Below are 20,392 nucleotides of genomic sequence, written 5' to 3'. Positions count from 1 at the left end.
GGAGAAGTTGCCCTCGATCGTGGTGCGGACCCGGTCCGTGCGCGCGAGGTGAGTCCGGTCATGCGTGACCAGCAGGGTCGCCGTATTGCGCCGCCTGGCCACCTGGAGGATCAGCTCGATGATGGCCGAGCCGCGCTCCTGATCGGGGGCGCTCGTCGGTTCGTCGACGACATGACGTGTCGCAAATGCTCTGCGTGTGACATGGCCGATGAGAGCCCTCTACGCCATTGGAAGCTGGGCCACCTTCAACATGCTCGAGGTGCGCGAAGCGAGTCGCGCGCTACGGGATTCAAGGGTGTCGCCGCCGTCGCGGTACCAGAGGTTCTCGTAATTCGGCCACTCGATCGACAGTGAGGCGAGTCCCGCCTGAGCCGTCCAGCTGTAGAGATTGAACGAGTGCGCCGTGACGCCATTCGACGGCGCGTAGCTGAGCAGTGCGATAGCGCTACCTGTGTTCACGTTGATCCAGAAACAGTCATAGAAAGACGAAAACTCGTCCCGGAGCTCATTGATGTACGCCGGCAACTCCTCTTCGGCGAATGCCGCCGGCCGGGTAGATGATCTGATCCACACCTAGACAGGGTATGAGATCGATGCCGCGCTGGCGCGCACGCACCAACATGGCGCGTCGCAGCGCTCTGCGTGTACTGCCATCCGAACCCGCGTCGCAGGGCCGAATCCAGAAGTTTCACGTACTGATTTCAGATATCAGTCGAGTAGGCTGTCTCGGGAGCTGCCGCCGCGTCAGCTCACAGGTGTGCTTCTTCTTACATTCAAGCCAGAGATGGCGCTTCTAGGCGCCCCGGTGGACGTGTTCGCCTGGACAGACCCCGGACCGGGCCCGTTCCGCAGGATCCTCGCCCGCTCGCTACTCATCAACCACCAAGTGATCGGATTCACAGTGCTCTGCGACAACGAGGACGACTACCGTGCCGCCGTCGGCGAGAACAACCACACCCTCGCCATCACCGGTTGAACTCCGGCGAGCACATCCGGCCGTCGCGTCCGGCGCCGACGACCAGCATCGCGAACAAGGATGCAGGCGAGTGCGCCCCGAAAAGGGGAACTTGCACAGTTCCGACCTCCAGTACCTTTCCGCTGTGGGGATCTTCAGAAAGCGACGAGGTATCGGCACATCTCCGGTGTCCCTTATCGCACTAACGGTTGGGGCCCCTGTAGGCGCTAGTTTCAGTACAACGTCCGCACTGGCTGACATCACGATTCCGGCGGATCGCAACGGTGCAGCCCCCTCGCCGAAAACGTTCCCGGCTCGGTGCTCGCCGCCGCTCAGGCACTTCTACAGCGTGTGCGACCTGAGCTCTACCACTTCGAACAGCGGAAACCAGTTCCTCGTCATTTCCACGACGGGCCTTCACACATCGGTACGGTGCAATGGCGATTCAGCTCCCTGACCTCCGGCAGACCGCTGACGGATGGACCGTCGATGACGCCTCCCCGTCGCTGCTTGTCGAGCTCCTCGACGAGCTGGCGCGGTGCGCGGCTGACGCAGGCGCGCCGCTCGACGACGTCCTACAGCCAGGCCTGAGCAGGCAGCAGGTCCTCGACGGACTCGGCGAGCTCGGGCTCCCTGCGCCAGATGAGCTCGTGGCGTGGTGGGGGTGGCACAACGGCAGCCGGCCAGACCTGATCGGCGGGCAAGGGCTGGCGCTCAACTCCCTGGAGTACGCCATCGCCACCTACCCTCGTGATTCTCTTGGGACCGGCGAGTTCAGCTGGAACCCCGCCTACGTCACGGTGCTCGGCCCCGGAAGCTACGGGGTCAGCGTGAGCACGGCGGCGAATGCGTCCCCACCCGCAGTTCGCGCAACAGAATCAGGTCAAGGAACAGAGCCCGACCGTGTCGACAACCAGGCGATCTCGCTCTGCACCGTGGTGACCTGGTGGATCACAGCACGACGAAACGGGTGGATCACCTGGCAGAACTTTGGTGACTATGGCTCCTGGGTTGCCGATATCGACCACTACCCCGCCGAGTGGCGCGTCACAGGCCTGGCCCACTTCTAGCTCTTCCACAGGTCGAACAATCCCAGCGCCTGGCGTGCTCGAGCGAGCATCCGGTCACGTCGTCCGTCGGTCGCAGAGAACTCGGTGTCATTGGATGCCTGCACCGCCTGGGCGGTGGCCACAGGTGCTGCTTGGCCAAGCCGGCCGCCGCTCCGACCGCCGCGGGAGCGACTAGACGCCGTCGGCGATGGGGAGCTCGGTCGCCGCGTCGATCAGACTCTCGCGCTGCCGCAGGCGATGCTCGGCGACGGTCGGTGCGGCGATCGTGGGCACGGCATTCCTTTCAGCGGGCACGGACGAGTGTGGTTCGCGTCCTGGCGTCGCGTGCCCCTTCTGAGAGGTGCGTCGACAAGGAGTCGGCCGATGATGTGGGCATGATGTGGGACTTGCGCAATCGAATGTATGCGCATACGGTCCGCGGAGTGATCAACGACGACACGAAACGGAGACCGTCCATGACCAGACCCCGCCCCGCCCGGCGCGCCCGCCGGGCGACCGTGATCCTGCGACTGTCCGTCGCACTCGGCCTCGTAGCCGGCTCTCTCGCCACCGCCCAGGCCGCCTCCGCCTCGCCTGCTCCCGCGCCCGTCGCGCCCGGCGCGCCCGGCGCACACGGCACCCCCGGCATGCAGGGCATGAGCGCGCAGCCGCCGCTCACCGCCGCCCAGAAGGCCGACCTCCTGCAGGTCGCCAGGGACACCTGGAACTTCTACCGGCAGGACGTGGACCCGACGACCCACCTGCCGCTCGACAACCTCGGGCCGGGCACGACCAGAGGGGCATACACCTCGGCGGCGAACATCGGTGTGTACCTGGAGGCCGTGGTGTCGGCCGGCGACCTGGGGATCATCAAGCGGCCGGAGGAGCGGGCGCTGATCTCCTCGACGCTGACCGGGGTCGCCGCGCTGCGCTCCTCGCACGGCTTCCTGTTCCAGTGGTACGACACCGGCACCGGTCACACCATCCTGAACCCGGGTGCCGCCGACTGCGCCACGGAGACGACCCCGAAGCAGGACAACTGCTCGTTCCTCTCGGCCGTCGACAACGGCTGGTACGCGTCCGGCCTGCTGGTCGCCCGCCAGGCGCTGCCCGAGCTGCGGAAGCAGATCGACGCCCTGATCGCGCCGATGGACTTCTCGATCTTCTACGACGGCCGGGCCCAGACCGCCTGCAACACGAACCCGGACATCCCGGGCAACCAGCCCACCGGCCAGATGTACGGCGGCTACTACGCCGGCCAGGGGCCGGCCGGCTACCACAACGGCGCCCTCTACAGCGACCCGCGCATCGCGATGTACATCGGCATGGGCCTCCGCCAGATGCCCGGCGACGTCTGGTGGCGCACCTGGCGCACCCTCCCGCCGCAGCAGTGCAGCACCGACCCCGACTTCTCGTGGCAGGGGCAGTGGCCGGTCGCCGGCGACTGGCAGAAGTACACCGACCCGCAGAGCGGAAAGGTGTTCAACGTCTGGGAAGGCCACTACACCTACCCCGGCACGAGCCTGACTTTCCTCCCCACCTGGGGCGGCGGCATGTTCGAGGCGACCCTCGCCAACGAGATCGTGCCGGAGACCACCTGGGGACCGAACGGCTTCGGGCTGGCCGACGTGCGCACCGCGCAGGTGCAGGAGAAGTACGCGACGCAGACGCTCGGCTACCCGGTGTGGGGCATGTCGCCCTCCAGCACGGCGGACGACACGGGCGGATACGGCGTCTACGGCGCCGCCGGCCGGAAGTTCCCGACCGGCCAGGCGCTGGCCCAGTGCCCGACATGCTCGGCGGAGGACGTGGTCACCCCGCACGCCTCCTTCACCACCCTCGGCGTGCTGCCGCAGGACTCGTACGCGAACATCACGAAGCTGCGGACGCTGTACCCGGGTGTCTACAGCTCCGACGGCGGCTTCTTCGACGCCGTGAACCCCGTCACCGGTTCCATCGGGCATCGCCGGCTGGTGCTGGACCAGTCGATGATCATGATGTCGATCGACAACGCGCTGCGGGGCGGCGCGCTCCGCCAGCACTTCGCGGACGACCCGGCCTCCTGGGCGGCGAAGACCTACCTGTCGCTGGAGACGATGACGCTGAAGTAGCGAGGGAGCGTCCGACTACCCCCGGTTCCCCACGGTCGACTCCCGCAGGTTCAGGCTGAGCGGGAGCTCCTGCGCCGTGCCCGGCTCGATCCTGCCCTGCAGGAGGTCGAACAGCAGACGTGCGCACGCCTGGCCCGCCTCGCCGCCCTTGGTGTCGATGGCGGTGATCGGCGGGTGGGCGGCACGCAGCTCGCTGCTGTCTACGCAGGAGGCGAGGAGGATGTCGCTGCCGATCTTCCTGCCGTCCGCCGAGAGCGCATGCGACATCGCGGTGGCCACACCGTCGCCGGCGCCGATGAGCGCGTCGGTGTCCGGCGCCTGCGCGAGGAGCGCCCGCGCCGCACTCTGCAGCGTCGCCGGGTCGGCTCCGAACGGAGCGACCTCGAGGCGGGGTTCGACGCCGATCGTCCGGCACCAGTCCAGATAGGCGTTCTGCACGGCGTTGGACCAGTCGGAGTTGGTGGTCGAGGCGATCAGCGCAGGGTGGCGCGCCCCCCGGGAGTTGAGGTGCTCGAGCAGCAGGGTCGTGTACATTGCGTGGTTCGACCAGACGACACCGGCCGGCTGTCGTCCGCCCGGCAGGCGCTCCGACGACACAACGGGGAGCCCGGTGGCGAGCAGTCGAGCGATCATCGGGTCCTCGACGACCGGGTCGATGAGGACGATGCCGTCGACGTGCGGGCTGTACGCGGGGCGGGCATCCGCGGCCGCCACGATGAGCGTCACGTCGTAGTCGAACGCCGCCGCCTCGTTGACCACCCCGTACACGAACGACAGGTAGTGCTCGCTCCGCACCAGCACTTGCGGGATGTACAGGCCGATCGCGCCGGTGGTCGCGGTGCGCAGAGAGCGCGCCGAGCGGTTGATCGAGTATCCGAGGCGCTCTGCGGCGGCCAGGACGGCATCGCGGGTCGCCGGCGAGACCCGGCCGCGTTCGCTCAACGCGTCGGAGGCCGTTGTCTTGGAGACGCCGGCCTCCCTGGCGACGTCGACGATCGTCACCGGTGCGTGCGTCGGGGCTTTCTGCACCATGCTCCTCTCCCCCTCAGAAGACCTGCCAGGATTCCCGTGTCGCAGTGCACGGGCCGCCTTCGTGGAACTGGAGTCGCGTCTGCTCCAGGTCGAGCGAGACGGTCAGCAGAGTCTGCCAGCGGTGCTCGAAGGCGAGGTGGGAGTCGGGGTGACAGCACACCGGCGCGCCGTCCGCCTCGTGGATGAGCATACCGGCCACCCGCTGCAGCGGATCGGTCGACGACAGCGACGTCTGCCGCTCGCGCAGACGGTCGAGCCGACGGTAGCTGCTCGACGTGTCGGGGACGAGCTCGCCGGTCGCGAGCCGCGGGTCGAGGAAGTGGTTGGTGTGCAGGAGGATCCCGTCGTCGGACGGCAGCACGGTGGCGTGGCCGCCCGGGCTGAGCTCGACGCTGACCGCCTGCGGACCCGCAGTCGAGGTGGAGACGATCGTCAGGACCGTCGAGGCGGTGACGTCGGCGGACAGCGCGATCTCGACCGCTTCCTCCAGCGTTCCCGCTCCGTCCAGCACCCCGCGGGCGACGGCGTGCACCGGCACGCCGATGCCGTCGCCGTCCGCCGCGTGATTGAGGATGTTGAAGTGCACTCCGACGCCGTCGCTGTTCACACCGATCTTGCCGAGGATGCCGAACTCGGTGAAGTAGCGGACCACCCGGCCCGCGGCCGTCCGGGAGCGGACGACCAGCGTGTCGTCGTTGGAGACATCGTGCCAGTCCCAGGTCTGCACGGTGCGGGGAACGCCGGCTCCCGGCAGGTAGACCGAGGTCGAGCACTCGCCCTCTCCGATCGCGCCGACGGTCGCGAGGATCTCGGTGCGGGCGTTGAGCATCCCAAGCTCCCACTCCTCCCGCCCCGACCCGGCCGCGAGCCCGCGAAGCTCGTCGGCGAGCGCGGGTCGCCACGCCTCGATCCGCTCGATCGCCGTCAGCCCCAGCGGCTGCAGGTCCTCGGCCGCGACACCGACCACGTCGAACAGCTCGGTGTAGCCCGCGAGGTTGGCGGCGATCCCGTCGGCGAAGGCGCGACCGAGTTCCTCCCCGCGCAGGAACGGGTCGGTCTGGGTCGTCTCGAAGCGGCGGACGGTCATGCGTTGTCCCTCTCTGGGGTCTAGTGGTAGGTCGGGTCGGTCGGGCGAGGGATCAGCGCGCGCTGGTGAGGACGGCATCCCACGCGAGCTCGGAGGCGATGGCGCCGAGCGCGATCGAGTTGACCGCCTGCTCGCCGAGCCGGGTGCTTCCGGCCGGCGGCAGGGCCACCTCGTCGGTGGTCAACGCGAAAAGGGTGTCGCCGTCGTGGTTCGTGTGGAACGGCTGGATCGCCCGGTTCATCGAGCTGTGCACCTGGCGGCCGAACAGGCGCAGCTCCTTGTCGTCGAGCTTCACGTTGGTGATCACCGCCGTCACGGTGGTGTTGCCGGGTGAAGTGGTCGGCGACTCGCCCGCGAGCAGTGCGGCCTCGTAGTCTGCGACGGGGAGCCGCCGTTCGCCGGTCTCGCGATCGTAGTTTCCGCGGATGACTGTACCGTCGCGGTCGACGATCACGCCGACCGGGTTGACGACCGTGACGACGAGGATGCGCACCGGGCCGATCCGCCGGAACGCGGCGCCCTGACCGGTGAACTCGCAGCGCGAGAGATCGATCTTGCCCGCGGATGCGGCGATGCCGGCTCCCACCCGGCCGACCGGGATGGCATCCTTCCGTGCGGCGAGCAGGGCGGCCCTGCCGAGTGCGGCGTCCGGCACGATGCCCGTGTCGCGAGCGGCCAGGTCGTAGATGACGGCGCCCGAGGCGGATCGCAGATCCTGCCAGCCCACCCGGTTGCCGGTGCGGGCGAGCAGCTCCTCGTCGACGCCGGTCGCCGCAGCCAGGCCGTACGACGAGCCGCCGGCGAAGCAGATCGCGTGGTTCAGCTCCTCGTACCGCCCGATGATTCCGATGGCTCCTCCGCGGGCGTCCACGGAGGTGCGCGCGCCGGACGGAACCGAGATCACGGTCGCGCCGGTCGGCCCGTCGAGGTATTCGGCGGTGCCCACCGCGACGCCGGGGAAGTCGAAGGCGACCTCCGCACGGCCGGCGCCGTGGGTCGGGACGAGCTCGACGTCGTCGTTGCCGATCCGGTCGCCCCAGAACGGCGGAGGGGTGAGCCGGTGCGGGAGGCTGTCGTCGTAGAGGGGCATCGTCTTCCGTTCGGTGCTGGTCATGGTCGTCTCCCCGCTCATCGCGCCGCTCGCAGCACCGCGTCCCAGGCGAGCTCCGAGGCGAGCGCGCCGAGGGCGATGGCGGTGATGGGATCGTCGGCGCTGTCGGCGCCGTCGCGCGCATCGAGATCGATCTCGTCGGTGGTCAGGGCGAACAGCGTGTCGCCGTCGAGCGCTGTGTGGAACGGCTGGATGGCGCGGTTCATCGAGGAGTGCACCTGCCTGCCGAAGTGGATCAGCTCCCTGTCGCTCAAGCGCACGTTGGTCACCACGGCGGTGATCGTGGTGTTGCCGCGTTCGGCCGTCGGTCGCTGCCCGCGCTCCAGCGCAGCGAGGTAGTCGGGCTCGAGGCGACCGCGGCGCCCGGTGGTGGCGTCGTAGTTGCCCCTGACCACCTCGCCGTCCCTGTCGACGATGACGCCGACCGGGTTGACCACGGTGACCACGAGCACGCGCGCACGGCCGACCCGACCGAACGCGGCGCCCTGGCCGGTGAGCTCCGTGCGTGCGTACGAGACCTTGCCCGCGCTCGCGCTCGCCCCGGCGCCGACCCGGCCGACAGGCACGCTTCCGTGCTGGGCCGCGCGGATCGCGGCCCTGCCGAGCGCCGCGTCTGGGTAGATCGCGTTGTCCCTGGCGGAGAAGTCGTAGATGACCGCGGTCGAGACCAGCTTCAGGTCGTCGACCGCGCCCCGGTTGCCGCCGCGCGCCCGGAGCTCGTCGGCGACTCCCGAACCCGCCGACAGGCCGTACACCGAGCCGCCGGTCAGGCAGATCGCGTGCGCGAAGTACTCGAATCCGCTGCTCAGGCCGATGGCGCCGCCGCGGGCGTCGATCGCCAGACGGGCCCCGGCGGGGATGTGGAGCACGGTCGTGCCGGTCGGGCCCTCCGCGTACTCGGCGACGCCGACCTCCACACCCGGGAAGTCGTATTCGACGCGATCTGCGGTCGTCGCGGTGCGCGGGACGAGGTCGAGATCGCGGTTGGCGATCCGGTCGCCCCACACCGGGACGCCAGTGAGTCGGTGATCGGTGGTGACGGATGTCACGGAGTCTCCAGTTGTCACAGTGCCTCCAAGAGCTGACGGGAGTATTCGTGCTGAGGGGTGTCGTAGAACCGGCTGGTCTCGGCGAGCTCGACGATCTCGCCAAGCCGCATGACCGCGATCCGCTGGGCCACGTAGCGCACCGCGGCGAGGTCGTGCGAGATGAACAGGGCTCCGAAGCCGTGCTCGGCCTGGAGATCGACGATGAGGTTCAGGATCTGCGCCTGCACCGACACGTCGAGCGCGCTCACCGCCTCGTCGAAGACGATGAACCGCGGCCGGGTGATGAGGGCCCGCGCGATCGCGATGCGCTGGCGCTGGCCGCCCGAGAGCTCGTGCGGGAACCGGTCGGCGAGCGCAGGATCGAGCCTCACCTGTTCGAGCATCCGATGGACGGCCGGCGCGTGCGCCGAGAGCTTCGAACGGTCGAGCGCGGCGAGGGGCTCTGCGACCGACAGGGCGACCGGCAGCCGCGGGTCCAGCGACCAGAACGGGTTCTGGGGGACGGCCTGGACGAGTCCCAGCCGCTCCTTCGTCCGCCCGAACGGCTTGCCGAGGAACCGCACGTCGCCGGAGGTCGGCGCACGCAGCCCCAGGGCGACGGCCGCGGTCGTCGACTTGCCGGAGCCGGACTCGCCGACGAGGCCGAGGGTCTCCCCCGGGGCGACCGCGAGGCTGACATCGCGCATGGCGGTGAGCACGGACCGGCCGCGGCCCCACCCGCTGACGAACTCGGTCGTCACGTGGTCGAGTTGCAGGATGTCGGTGGTCATCGCTTCTCCGCTCTCGTGAGGGCCGCGACCTCCGCGACACCGAACGAACCAGTCCGGATCCGCTCACCTGGCGTCGCCCTGGCGGGGTCCGCGGCCGCGAGGGAGACGGTGTAGGGGTGCTGCGGGTGCTCCAGCACCTGCTGGGCAGGACCGTCCTCGACGACCTTCCCGCCGTACATGACGACGACGCGGTCGCACCACCGCCCGACCGAGCGGAGGTCGTGGCTGAGCCAGAGCACGGTGGCGCCGGCCTCCGTCGCGAGCCCGAAGATCAGCTTCGCCACCTCGGAGCGCACGTTGCTGTCGAGCGCGGCGGTCGGCTCGTCGGCGACGAGCAGCCGCGGCGTCCGCGCCATGGTCATGGCGATCACCACCCGCTGCGCCATCCCGCCGGAGATCTGATGCGGGAAGAGCCCCAGCACCCGCTCGGGCTCACGGATGCGGACACCGTCCAGCCGGGCGACCAGCGACGCGGTGTCGGTCGGGAGGCCGCGCAACGCGAGGGCGAGCTGGCGTCCGATCCGCATGGTCGGGTCGAGGGCGGCCACCGGGTCCTGGGGGATGAAGCCGAGGCACTCCCTGCGCAGCCGGCGGATGCCTTCGTTGTCCAGCCCCAGCAGCTCCGCGCCGTCGACGAGCGCACGCGTCGCGGTGACGGTGGCGTTCGCCGGGAGGAGCCTGCCGCACAGCAGCCCGAGCGTGGACTTGCCCGAGCCAGACTCGCCGACGATGCCGACGGTCTCGCCCGGTTCGACCCGCAGGGTCGCGCCATCGAGGGCGCGCACGAGGGTGCCGCGGGTCGAGTACTCGACCGTCGCGTCCTGGATGTCGAGGATGGCGGTCATGTCAGTCGCCTCGCTTCCCGCGGGTCGAACCGGTCGCGCAGCGCGTCGCCGATGAGGTTGATGGCGAGGATCGCGACGACGAGCACGGCCCCGGGGGCGATGATCAGCCACGGCGCTGTCACCATGTAGACCGTGCCCTCCTGCACCAGCAGGCCCAGCGACGACCCGGGAGGCTGCACGCCGTAGCCGAGGAACGAGAGCCCGCCCTCCACCAGGATCGCGACCGAGAGGGCGTAGGTGCCCTGCACCGCGATCGTGCCTGCGACATTGCGCAGCACGTGCCGCGTCATGATCGTCCGAGAGGTCACACCGCTGATCACGGCCGAGGTGATGAAGTCGCGTTCGACGACCTGGCGGGTCGCCTGTCCGACCATCCTCGTCATCAGCGGGACGGTGACGAGCACGATGCTGGCGAGGGCGGCGATGATACCCGGGCCGACCACCGCGGCGACGAGGATCGCGAGGACGATCGCCGGGAAGGCGTAGAGGATGTCCCCCACGCGCATGATCGTGCCGCCCGTCTTGCCGCCGCGGTAACCGGCCACGATGCCGCAGAACGTGGCGATGACGGCCGTGAGCGCGACGGCCACGGCCGACAGCAGCAGGGTGGTGGTGATCCCCTCGAGCAGGCGCGGCAGCAGCGAGCGGCCGAGGCTGTCGGTGCCGGCGGGGAACTCCAGCGACGGCGGAGCGAGCCGGCGGCCGACGATGTCGGTGGGGCTTCCGCCGAGGCCGAGCACACGGCCGAACAGCGCGGAGAGGAAGAGGACGAGCAGCACCCACATGGCCGTCTTCGTCAGGCCGTCGAACGAGGCGAGGTACCGCCAGGCGCGGACGAGCGCGTTGCCGGTCCTCTTCTCCGAGACGATCGCGGTCACGCTCTCCTCCCCTTCTTCGCGACGCTGACCCGGGGATCGATGACGCCGGTGAGCACGTCGACCAGCAGGCTCGCGACCACGAACACCGCGGTCGCGAGCAGGACGCACGCCTGGATCACGGTGTAGTCGCGGCGACTCAGCGCGAGCACGAGGTAACTGCCGAGACCGGACACGTTGAACACCTGCTCGACGATCACGGTTCCGCCCAAGAGGTACGCCGTGATCGTCGCCGTGAGGGTCAGAACGGGGATGAGGGCGTTGCGCAGCACGTGGTGCCGCACGATGAACCAGGGCGACTCCCCGCGCGCGACGGCCGCGGCGATGTGCGGCTCCACCAGCACGCCCATCACCGAGTCGCGCGTCGTGCGGGCGGTGGCGGCGACGCAGAACACGGAGAGCACCAACGCCGGCAGCAGCAGGCTGACAGTCCCCGCCCAGAACTCCTGCGCCGGCGACACGAAGCCGCCGACGGACAGGCCGAGGTCGAAGCGCGAGAACAGGAACACCACGATCGAGCCGACGACGAACTCCGGGAGGCTGATGCCGATGGTCGACACGATCCGGGTGACTACACTCCGTCGGCCGGTCGATGCGTGCGTGCCGGCGAAGATGCCGAGCGGGACGCCGACGAGCACCGTGACGATCATCGCGATCGCCGCCAGCATGGCCGTGACGGGGAGGCGGGCGAGGATCTCGTCCAGGACGGGCCGCTGGCTGGCGAGCGACAATCCGAAGTCGCCGTGCATCGCATTGCCGAGCCACAGCGCGTACTGCTCCGGCAGGCTCTTGCCGAGGCCGAGCGTCTGCCGGAGCTGCTCCTTCGCCGCGTCGCTGGAAAGCGGGCCGAGCACGATCTGGCTGAAGTCGCCGGGGAGGCTCCTGATCGCCACGAAGATCAGGATCGAGGCGCCGACCAACACGACGAGCGCGCTCAGGAGCCTCCCCGGAAGCCAACGGAGGACTCGCATCGCTACTTGGACCCCGTCAGCCGGAAGTCGGTGAGGTAGCGGAAGATGTCGCCGTAGCCTTCCGTCGAGTTGATGGTGGCGCTCAGCTTGTCGGTGCGGTAGGCGATCACACCGGGGCGGGTCATCAGCGGCACCTGCTCCGCGGTGCGGTCGACTTCGGCGCACAGCTTGGTGAGGACGGCGTCGCGCGAGGCGCCGACGGGCTCCTCGTTGGCCTGCACGACCAGATCGTTGAGGGTCTTCGATCCGGTCATGAACCGTGAGGTGAAGGTGGCCTGGTCGGTGTTCCACCAGCGCGAGACCATCGCGGCATCGCCGTAGCCGGCGTACCAGCTGATGCCGAGGTCGGCCGAGGCGGTCTTGTCACCTCCGTAGAACGCGGCGGAGTAGGTCGCGGTGTCGACGACCTTGATGTCGACCGTGATCCCGTAGGGGCGCAGCTGCTGCTGGATGACCTGCGCGATCTTGCCCGGTGCGCTCTCCTCGTTCCAGGTGACCAGGCTGAGGTGGATGTTGCTCGCGCCGGCGTCCTTCAGCAGCTTCGTGATGTCGTCTTTGCTGAGCTTGGCGGACGGGAGCTGGGACGGCGAGCACGAACCGGGCAGCCCGACGGGCGTGACGCCCGTCGCCTTGCCATGGCCCGCGAGCGTGAGGTCCGACAGCTGCGCCCGGTCGATGGCGGCGTTGACGGCGAACCGGACCTTCTCGTCGTGCAGAGGAGACGACGGGTTGGTCGAGTTGAGGATGAGGTAGTAGAAGTCGGTGTTCTGCTGATTGACCGCTTTCACCTCCTTGGTGCCGGCGAGCAGGTCGAGCGTGTCCGCGTTGTTGAAGAACGCGTACTGGACGCTGCCGTCACGGATCGCCGCCAGTCGGCTCGCCTCGTCCGGCACGATCTTGATGTCGAGCTTGTCGGGGCCGACCTTCTTCGCGTCGTAGTAGTGCGGGTTCTTCTCGAAGGTCCACGACTCGTCCTGGACGTGCGCAGAGGCGACGTAGGGTCCGGTGCCGACCATCTGCTTGGCGAGATCGACCGTGCCCGCTCGCACCTCGGCCGCCGGGACGATCGCCGCAGGGGTGTTGGCGAGGGCGCCGAGGAGCGCGGTGTAGGGCGCCGAGAGGTGGATGGTCACCTGGTCGGGCGCGCTCACCTCGACGGAGGAGATCGGGCCGAGCTGGAGGGCCCAGGACGACTTGCTCTCCTGCAGCAGCTCGATGCTTCCCTTGACGTCGTCGGCGGTCATCGGCCGGCCATTGGAGAACACGGCGTCCTTGCGGAGGTGGAAGACGTACTCGGTGGGGCTGACGATATCCCAGGAGGTGGCGAGCTCCGGCCTGAATCCGAACTTCTGGTCGACGGCGACCAGCGTCTGGTAGCTGAGCCCTTCGATCGTCCAGGACCGGGCCGTGGTCGCGAAGCGTGGATCGAGGCCGTTCGCCTCGACCGTGTCGTAGTCGAGATCGGCGTGCAGGGTGCCCCCGGTGGGGAGCGACGTGTCTGCGACGCTGAGGAATCCGGGGGAGACTTCTCCCGTTCCCGTGCTGACATCCTTGTCATTCGAGGAACAGGCGGTGAGGAGCAGCGCGACCGTGGCGACGGCCGCTCCGATTGTCAGGGATTTTCGCATGCTGGCGACTCCTTGCGCTGTGGGTGCGGCGAGGCCGCGGGGCGGGCGGAATGGGGTTGGGGGTGACCCGGAGTAGCGGTGAAGTGCGATGCCGGATCGTTCCGGCATTGGAGGCAATTTAGCGTCCACGGCCCACCGCGTCAATACCCCGGGCGGAGAAATCCTCCCGTGGCCCTCGCCATGAAAACCGTGGGCCGGACATCGGAAACGCGAACGTCGCCGTTGACGGGTCCCCGCGATTGTCGCTATCTTCACTGACATGCCGGAACGATCCGGCGTCGACCGCACCCGGAAGGAGCAGCCGATGGCCGCAGCGCGCGTCGCGAGCATCGTGCGGTATCCGGTCAAGGGCCTTCCCGGAGTCCCCGCAGACGGGTCGATCTTGCTCGTACCGGGCCGGGGACTGCGCTGGGATCGCAGTCATGCGATCGAGAACGGCGTCGTCTCCCCGCGCAGCGCCACCGGGTGGAACCCCCGCGAGACGTACTTCCACGTGGCGAAGAACGAGCGGGTCGTGCGGCTCGGGACCGCCCTCGATCACCCGGAGAACGCCCGCCCGCTGCTCCGGCTGACCCTTCCCGACGGCCGGGAGGCGACGCTCCGGCTCGGTGAGGAGACGCTCCGGGCTACTGCCGTCGAGGCGCTCCTCGGCGACGAGCTGCCCAGCGGCCCGCTCGGTCCTCCCACCCTCGTCCGGCGCAGCGGCGGCCTCTGGGATTGGCCGGCTGCGCACCTCTCGATCATCAATCTCGCCACCCTCGAGGCCTTGGCCGCTGCCGGCGGGAAGCCGGTCGATCCGCGCCGGTTCCGGGCCAACCTCTACCTGGAGGGCCTCCCCGCCTGGGGCGAGTTCGACCTCCTGGGTCGCCGCATCCGGATCGGCGACGCGGTGCTCGAGGTCTTCCAGCCCACCGACCGCTGCCGTGCCACCACGATCGACCCCATCACCGGAGCCTCGGATCTCAACGTGCCCGCCCTGCTCGCGAGCAGCTTCGGTCACATGTTCTGCGGTCTGTACGCGCGTGTCGTGCACGGTGGCAGGATCGCGGGCGGCGACGAGCTCGAGATCGTCGGGCAGGCGGATCCCCGGCCGGTCGGGGCGCACGAGTGGCCGCGAACCGGTCGAGTTGTGCACCGTGCGGTGGAGTCGCCCTCCGTCGTCAGCTTCTGGTTCGACGACCCACTCGGACTCCTTCCGCAAGCCGCCGCCGGACAGCACGTGCGCATCCACGTTCCCGGCGCCGAGGCGCCCGGATGGCGGTGCTACACCATCTCGGGCGTCGAGCCCGGCCGGTTCCGGATCAGCGTGAAGCGCGACGGCCGCATCTCCCGATTCCTGCACGACACGGTGCACGCCGGCGGCGAGCTCGTCGTCACCGGGCCGTTCGGCGACGTCACGCTCGACGACTCCCCCAACGACACGGGATCGGTGCTGCTGCTCAGCGCCGGCGTCGGCATCACCCCGACCGTGGCCATGCTCCGCGCGCTCAGCGGGACGCGCCGTCCGGTGCGCGTAGTGCACACCGAGCGGACCGGCGACGATCTCTCGCTCTGGCACGAAGTCGTCGCGCTGTGCGCTGCGCTCCCCGATGCAGCTGCCCAGCTGCACCTCTCCCGGGAGGACGATGACCGGGCGGCGGAGCTCGGCGCGATCGCCGGCCGCCCCACCGACGCTCATCTCTCAGCGACACTCGCGGAGCTGGCCGGACCGGACGGCGCGGCGCTCGGCACGGTCTCCGCCTACGCCTGCGGTCCCGGCGCGTTCCCGACGGAACTCCGCCATCGACTGTCCGTCCTCGGCCTTCCGCCGGACCGGTTCGCGTTCGAGGTCTTCTACTCACCGACCGCCGCCGCCCTCGCCCCTGCGCGCCGGCCCTCCACGTCCGGTCCGCACCGCCTTCGCTTCGGCGATGACGAAGCGATGTGGACGCCTCCCGCCGGCTCGATCCTCGATGCCGTCGAAGGCGTCGGGGCCGACTGGCCGAGCGGCTGCCGCGTCGGCGCGTGCGGCACCTGCGCACGCGTCCTCCGCAGCGGCACCGTCGAATACCTGACCGATCCGCTGACATCGCCTGCCGCCGGCCGCATCCTGGTCTGCTGCACGGCCCCGACCTCGGACGTGGTGCTCGAGCCTCCCGCCTGACCGCGGTCACCGCCCCGCTCCCCTCTCCGGAAGGAAACCCTGTGAACACGCACTCCGCCCTGCCCCCCGCCGGCCTCGTCCAGCCGGCGCCGCCCGCCCTCGGCACGTCGGACGCGGAGACCATCGCAGCCGACGGGTTCGGTGTCCGCGGCGTCGCGCGCGCACTCGGCAGTCACCAGGACCGCAACTTCCTGCTGCGGACCGACACCGCCCGTCTGCTCCTCAAGGTGGCGAACCCCGGCACTACCGCAGAGGAGTTGGAAGCACAGTCGGCAGCGGCGGCGCGCGTCGCCGACACCGCGGGAGTCCGCGCGCCGCTGTCCGTCGTGCGACCGGACGGCGGAACCGTCTACACGTTCCGCGAGAACGGACGGGAGCTCAACGCACGACTGTTGGAGTATGTCGACGGGTCCTCGCTGGCCGGCGGCGGCCACCTCTCCCGGGCGAACACCCGCGCGATCGGAGCACTGGCGGCCCGGGTCGACGTCGCCCTGGCCGGTCTCGACCACCCCGGCCTGGAACGCGTCCACCAGTGGGATCTCCGCCGAGCGCCTGAGGTGCTGGACGCCCTGCTCCCGTCCGTGCCGGACGCGGCGCTCCGCGGGCGACTCCTCGTCGCCGCCGAGTCGGCGTGGGTGCACGTCCAGCGCGTCGAGAGCAGGCTCCCGGTCCAGCCGATCCACGGTGACCTGACGGACGACAACCTCGTCTCCGACGACCCGATCGGCCGCCGCCCGGACGGCGTCATCGATTTCGGCGATCTCAACCGCAGCTGGCGCGTGGCAGAGCCGGCGATCACCGTCTCCTCGCTGCTGCACCACGCCCACGGAAGCATCCGGTCGACGCTGCCCGCGCTGACCGCGTACTCCGCCGTGTCGCCGCTCGGCCATGACGAGGTGCAGGCGCTCTGGCCGCTCGTCGTGCTGCGCGGGGCGGTGCTGATCGCCAGCGCGCACCACGTGCTGGCGACCGACCCTGGCAACGTCTACGCCGAGGAGAACCTGTCCCACGAGACGGCGATCTTCGAGCGCGCCACCGCACTGCCTCTCGACGTCACGACCGCCCTGGTCCTCGGCGCGACCGGCCACGAGCGCCCCATCCTGGTCATGCCCGCTGCCGGGCCGCTCATCCCCGCTCTCGCACCGGACGATATCGCCGTCCTCGACTTCTCGGCGTCGAGCGACGCGCTCGAAGGCGGCGTCTGGCTCGACCCGGACGCGGAGACGGCGATCGCGGCGGCCGCTCTCGGTTCCGGCGCCCGCGCCACCATGACGCGCTTCGCCGAGCCCCGACTCACCCGCTCGCGCCCTTACGAGGCCGACGAACCGGAGAACTCGGTGCTGGGCGTCGAGCTCACCTTCGCGGAGCAGGCGCGGCTGGTGGCGCCCTGGCCAGGCGTCGCAGAGATCTCCCCCGACGGCGTCGAGCTCCGCAGCGGCGGCCTCCTGCTTCGGCTGGAAGGCGCGGAGGCCGCCATCGGACCCGGCGCGGTGGTGGCGGCGGGCGACCCGATCGGCACGGCGGCGGGCCCGCTGGCCGTTCGGCTGCACCGGGCGGACGCCCCGGCCGCATGGACGGTGCAACCCGCCCTGGTCGACGGCTGGCGCGCGCTGGTCGCCGACCCGACCGCTCTCCTCCTCGGGCGGACGGTTCCTCCCCTCGCGCTGGCGCCGGGTGATTTGCTCGCGCGCCGTGACCGCACGTTCGCATCGGTCCAGGAGCACTACTTCGACGAACCGCCGGTGATCGTGCGCGGGTGGAAGCAGTATCTGATCGACGCCGACGCACGCGTCTACCTGGACGTGCTCAACAACGTCACCGCGATCGGCCACGCCCACCCCAGGCTCGCCTCCGTGGTCGCCCGCCAGCTCCGCACGCTGAACACCAACTCGCGCTTCAACTACCCGGCGGTCGTCGAGTTCTCGGAACGGCTCACCGCGCTTCTGCCGGACGACCTCGACACCGTGTTCCTCGTCAACAGCGGCTCGGAGGCCGTCGAGCTCGCACTCCGGCTCGCTCGCGCGGCCACCGATCGGGAGGGCGTGCTGGCCATGCGCGAGGCCTATCACGGCTGGACCGGTCTCGCCGACGCCGTCTCGACGTCCATCGCCGACAACCCTCAGGCGCTCGCCACCCGACCGGGCTGGGTGCACACGGTCGAATCGCCGAACAGCTACCGCGGCACGCACCGGGGCGCGGAAGCCTCCGTGTACGGCCTCGAGGCGGCAGCGGAGGTGCATCGCCTCGCGGCCGAGGGCACCCCGGTCGGCGCGGTTATCGCCGAGACGTTCTACGGAAATGCGGGCGGCATCCCGCTGCCCGATGGGTATCTGGAGGCGGTCTACGCGGCCGTCCGGGAACACGGCGGCGTGGCGATCGCCGACGAGGTGCAGGTCGGCTACGGCCGGCTCGGCGAGTGGTTCTGGGGCTTCGAGCAGCAGGGGGTCGTCCCCGACATCGTGGCGGTCGCCAAGGCGATGGGCAACGGCCACCCGCTCGGAGCTGTCGTGACCACCCGCGCGATCGCCGACCGGTTCCGCACGCAGGGATACTTCTTCTCTTCGGCCGGCGGGAGTCCGGTCTCGTGCGTCGTCGGGCTCACCGTCCTGGACGTGCTCCGCGACGAGCGCCTCCAGGAGAACGCGACGATCGTCGGTGCGCACCTGGCGCGGCGACTGCGGGAGCTCGGGGACCGCCACCCTCTCGTCGGCGCCGTGCACGGCTCGGGCCTCTACCTCGGGCTCGAGTTCGTGCGGGACCGCGACACGCTGGAGCCGGCTACGGAGGAGACGGAAGCGATCTGCGAGCGCCTCCGCGAGCTGGGCGTCATCGTCCAACCCACCAGCGATCGCCAGTGCGTCCTGAAGATCAAGCCGCCGCTCTGCCTCACCGTTGCCGACGCCGACGCGTTCGTGGATCGCCTGGACGAAGTGCTCACGTCCGGTTGGTGAGCAGGTGAGCGGGTGATCCTGCGGGCTTGGTAGGGTGACCTCGTGCTGATTGACGAGATCGACAGAGCCTAGCCACCGGTCGCCGGTGGCCATCCCGTGCCGCCGGAGCGATCGGGCTTCTGCTCATCCGATCGATCTTTCTCTCCGTTTTCGAGGTTCTTCCATGCCTTCCAGCACGTCTTCCATCGTCCTGTCCGCCCTTTCCTTCAGCTGGCCGGACGGCCGGCCTGCCGTCACCGACGTCAGCGGCTCCTTCCTGCCGGGGCGCACCGGGCTCGTCGGCGACAACGGGGCGGGCAAGTCCACGCTGCTCCGTCTCATCGCCGGCGAGCTGACTCCGTCCTCCGGCACCGTGTCAACGACCGGCGAGGTCGGCTACCTCCGCCAGTCGGTCACCTGGCGTGCCGACACCACCGTCGCCGGCCTGCTGGGAATCCAGGAGGTCGTCGACGCCATCCGGGCCGTCGAGTCCGGCGACGTCTCGGCCGAACGCTTCGAGACGATCGGCGACGACTGGGACATCGAGTCGCGCGCCGACGAACAGCTGCGCGCGATCGGCTTCTCGTCCGCCGATCTCGACCGCCGGGTGCACACGCTCTCCGGCGGGGAGGTCATGCTCATCGCGATCTCCGGCCTCCGGGTCCGCCGGTTCCCGATCACGCTGCTCGACGAACCGACCAACAACCTGGATCGCCCCACCCGGTCGATGCTCGCGGAGCTGCTCCAGACCTGGCCGGGGACGCTCGTCGTCGTCAGTCACGATCTGGAGCTCCTCGATCGGATGGATCGGACCGCGGAACTGTACGACGGACGGCTGACCGTGTTCGGCGGCCCGTACAGCGAGTGGAGGGCGGCGCTCGACGCCCAGCAGGCGTCGGCGGTGCAGCTGGCGGCCTCGGCCGAACGAGCCGTCAAAGCCGAGCGGCGACAGCGGGCGGAGGCCGAGAGCCGCCTGGCGAAGCGGGCCAGGAACGCGGCGACCGCGAACGCGAACAAGAAAGGCTCGAAGATCCTGATGAACGGGCTCGCCTCGCGCGCGGAGGCTTCCGCCGGCAAGCTGCGCACCGGACTCGACGACCGCCTGGACGCCGCGAAGGCCGCCAGGGAGGAGGCCGCCTCGCGGGTGCGCCCGGACCAGCGGATCTCCCTGCAGCTGCCCGATCCGGACGTCCCGGCCGGGCGCCGGATCGCCGAACTCGTCGGGACCGACCGGACCTTCACCGTGCAAGGCCCCGAGCGTGTGGCGATCGTCGGCGCGAACGGCGTCGGCAAGACGACCCTGCTCGAATCCCTGATCGGCGGCGACGAGGTCGAGCCCGGTCGTGCCGGCGGGCGGCTGCACACGTCCCGCGTCGGCTACCTCGCCCAGAGTCTCGGCGGTGTGGACGAGGATGCCGGAGCCCTCGAGAACGTGCGGCAGATCGCGCCGGACGTGCCGGACGCTCTGATCCGGAACCGCCTCGGCCGCCTGCTGATCAAGGGCGACGACGTCCACCGCCCGGTCTCGTCGCTCAGCGGCGGCGAGCGCTTCCGGGTGCTGCTCTCACGTCTGCTGCTCGCGGACCCTCCCGCACAGCTGCTGGTGCTGGACGAGCCGACCAACAACCTCGACATCACCAGCGTCGACCAGCTCGTCGACGCGCTCGGCGAGTACCAGGGCGCGGTGATCGTCGTCAGTCACGACGACCGGTTCCTCGACCGACTGGGACTGACCCGGAGGTTGGAGCTGGGGCCGGACGGAACGCTGACCGAGCTCGCGCCTCCCGCCTGACCGTCGATGAGCGCGCCGACCTCGGCGAGGGCTATCGTCGAAGT

The 20,392-nt window shown here is 70.0% G+C and carries 16 protein-coding genes; 6 read left to right on the top strand and 10 right to left on the bottom strand.

Annotation, left to right across the window (positions count from 1 at the left end; genetic code table 11):
- Window positions 1-219: 219 nt before the first annotated feature.
- Complete coding sequence (locus KNO15_RS22000; RefSeq protein ID WP_241706096.1) at window positions 220-573, bottom strand: hypothetical protein; 354 nt, start codon at window positions 571-573, stop codon at window positions 220-222.
- A gap of 211 nt (window positions 574-784) precedes the next feature.
- Here KNO15_RS22000 and KNO15_RS21995 point away from each other — a divergent pair, with 211 nt between their 5' ends.
- From KNO15_RS21995 to KNO15_RS21985, 3 genes are all read left to right on the top strand, one after another.
- Entirely contained in the window at window positions 785-976 is a 192-nt protein-coding gene (locus tag KNO15_RS21995; protein WP_241706095.1) for a hypothetical protein, read from the top strand.
- A gap of 416 nt (window positions 977-1,392) precedes the next feature.
- Window positions 1,393-2,025, top strand: a complete 633-nt coding sequence (locus tag KNO15_RS21990) for a hypothetical protein (RefSeq protein WP_241706094.1) — start codon at window positions 1,393-1,395, stop codon at window positions 2,023-2,025.
- A gap of 455 nt (window positions 2,026-2,480) precedes the next feature.
- A complete protein-coding gene (locus tag KNO15_RS21985; protein ID WP_241706093.1) occupies window positions 2,481-4,115 on the top strand; it encodes a glucoamylase family protein in 1,635 nt (544 codons plus the stop codon).
- A 15-nt stretch (window positions 4,116-4,130) separates the two neighbouring features.
- Here KNO15_RS21985 and KNO15_RS21980 read toward each other — a convergent pair whose 3' ends face one another.
- Genes KNO15_RS21980 through KNO15_RS21940 form a run of 9 tightly spaced genes read right to left on the bottom strand, consistent with a single transcriptional unit; the run spans window position 4,131 to window position 13,483 of the window.
- Window positions 4,131-5,147, bottom strand: a complete 1,017-nt coding sequence (locus tag KNO15_RS21980) for a LacI family DNA-binding transcriptional regulator (RefSeq protein WP_241706092.1) — start codon at window positions 5,145-5,147, stop codon at window positions 4,131-4,133.
- A gap of 13 nt (window positions 5,148-5,160) precedes the next feature.
- Window positions 5,161-6,234 (bottom strand): C45 family autoproteolytic acyltransferase/hydolase, encoded by a 1,074-nt coding sequence (locus KNO15_RS21975; protein ID WP_241706091.1) that lies wholly within the window; start codon window positions 6,232-6,234, stop codon window positions 5,161-5,163.
- Window positions 6,235-6,286: 52 nt separating this feature from the next.
- On the bottom strand, window positions 6,287-7,348 hold the full coding sequence (locus KNO15_RS21970; protein WP_241706090.1) for a P1 family peptidase: 1,062 nt from the start codon (window positions 7,346-7,348) through the stop codon (window positions 6,287-6,289).
- Between the two features lie 14 nt (window positions 7,349-7,362).
- A complete protein-coding gene (locus KNO15_RS21965) occupies window positions 7,363-8,394 on the bottom strand; it encodes a P1 family peptidase (RefSeq protein WP_241706089.1) in 1,032 nt (343 codons plus the stop codon).
- Window positions 8,395-8,408: 14 nt separating this feature from the next.
- Entirely contained in the window at window positions 8,409-9,164 is a 756-nt protein-coding gene (locus KNO15_RS21960; protein WP_241706088.1) for an ATP-binding cassette domain-containing protein, read from the bottom strand.
- Window positions 9,161-10,009: an ABC transporter ATP-binding protein gene (locus tag KNO15_RS21955; protein ID WP_241706087.1), complete on the bottom strand. Its 849-nt coding sequence runs from the start codon at window positions 10,007-10,009 to the stop codon at window positions 9,161-9,163. Before KNO15_RS21955 ends, KNO15_RS21960 begins: the two co-directional genes overlap by 4 nt.
- Entirely contained in the window at window positions 10,006-10,887 is an 882-nt protein-coding gene (locus KNO15_RS21950) for an ABC transporter permease (protein ID WP_241706086.1), read from the bottom strand. Before KNO15_RS21950 ends, KNO15_RS21955 begins: the two co-directional genes overlap by 4 nt.
- Window positions 10,884-11,855, bottom strand: a complete 972-nt coding sequence (locus tag KNO15_RS21945) for an ABC transporter permease (protein WP_241706085.1) — start codon at window positions 11,853-11,855, stop codon at window positions 10,884-10,886. The genes KNO15_RS21950 and KNO15_RS21945 overlap by 4 nt, the downstream gene beginning before the upstream one ends.
- Before the next feature lie 2 nt (window positions 11,856-11,857).
- Entirely contained in the window at window positions 11,858-13,483 is a 1,626-nt protein-coding gene (locus KNO15_RS21940) for an ABC transporter substrate-binding protein (protein ID WP_241706084.1), read from the bottom strand.
- Window positions 13,484-13,742: 259 nt separating this feature from the next.
- Between KNO15_RS21940 and KNO15_RS21935 the strand changes: the two genes are divergently transcribed.
- From KNO15_RS21935 to KNO15_RS21925, 3 genes are all read left to right on the top strand, one after another.
- Window positions 13,743-15,626 carry an MOSC domain-containing protein gene (locus KNO15_RS21935; RefSeq protein WP_241706083.1) on the top strand — a complete coding sequence of 628 codons (1,884 nt, stop codon included), beginning with the start codon at window positions 13,743-13,745 and terminating at the stop codon, window positions 15,624-15,626.
- 41 nt (window positions 15,627-15,667) lie between these two features.
- Window positions 15,668-18,577 carry an aminotransferase gene (locus KNO15_RS21930; protein ID WP_241706082.1) on the top strand — a complete coding sequence of 970 codons (2,910 nt, stop codon included), beginning with the start codon at window positions 15,668-15,670 and terminating at the stop codon, window positions 18,575-18,577.
- 163 nt (window positions 18,578-18,740) lie between these two features.
- Complete coding sequence (locus tag KNO15_RS21925; RefSeq protein ID WP_241706081.1) at window positions 18,741-20,348, top strand: ABC-F family ATP-binding cassette domain-containing protein; 1,608 nt, start codon at window positions 18,741-18,743, stop codon at window positions 20,346-20,348.
- The last annotated feature ends 44 nt before the right edge of the window (window positions 20,349-20,392 follow it).

This window comes from Leifsonia shinshuensis (assembly GCF_022606355.1).
In the GTDB taxonomy this organism is placed as follows: Bacteria; Actinomycetota; Actinomycetes; order Actinomycetales; family Microbacteriaceae; genus Leifsonia; species Leifsonia shinshuensis_B.
Note: the sequence above shows the minus strand (reverse complement) of the source record. Positions and strands in the feature narration are given on the sequence as shown.

Bases quoted from the DNA above. Each gene is read 5' to 3' on its own strand.
- KNO15_RS21995 (WP_241706095.1), top strand. From the start codon at position 785: ATGGCGCTTCTAGGCGCCCCGGTGGACGTGTTCGCCTGGACAGACCCC.
- KNO15_RS21990 (WP_241706094.1), top strand. From the start codon at position 1,393: ATGGCGATTCAGCTCCCTGACCTCCGGCAGACCGCTGACGGATGGACC.
- KNO15_RS21985 (WP_241706093.1), top strand. From the start codon at position 2,481: ATGACCAGACCCCGCCCCGCCCGGCGCGCCCGCCGGGCGACCGTGATC.
- KNO15_RS21980 (WP_241706092.1), bottom strand. From the start codon at position 5,147: ATGGTGCAGAAAGCCCCGACGCACGCACCGGTGACGATCGTCGACGTC.
- KNO15_RS21975 (WP_241706091.1), bottom strand. From the start codon at position 6,234: ATGACCGTCCGCCGCTTCGAGACGACCCAGACCGACCCGTTCCTGCGC.
- KNO15_RS21970 (WP_241706090.1), bottom strand. From the start codon at position 7,348: ATGACCAGCACCGAACGGAAGACGATGCCCCTCTACGACGACAGCCTC.
- KNO15_RS21960 (WP_241706088.1), bottom strand. From the start codon at position 9,164: ATGACCACCGACATCCTGCAACTCGACCACGTGACGACCGAGTTCGTC.
- KNO15_RS21955 (WP_241706087.1), bottom strand. From the start codon at position 10,009: ATGACCGCCATCCTCGACATCCAGGACGCGACGGTCGAGTACTCGACC.
- KNO15_RS21945 (WP_241706085.1), bottom strand. From the start codon at position 11,855: ATGCGAGTCCTCCGTTGGCTTCCGGGGAGGCTCCTGAGCGCGCTCGTC.
- KNO15_RS21940 (WP_241706084.1), bottom strand. From the start codon at position 13,483: ATGCGAAAATCCCTGACAATCGGAGCGGCCGTCGCCACGGTCGCGCTG.
- KNO15_RS21935 (WP_241706083.1), top strand. From the start codon at position 13,743: ATGCCGGAACGATCCGGCGTCGACCGCACCCGGAAGGAGCAGCCGATG.
- KNO15_RS21925 (WP_241706081.1), top strand. From the start codon at position 18,741: ATGCCTTCCAGCACGTCTTCCATCGTCCTGTCCGCCCTTTCCTTCAGC.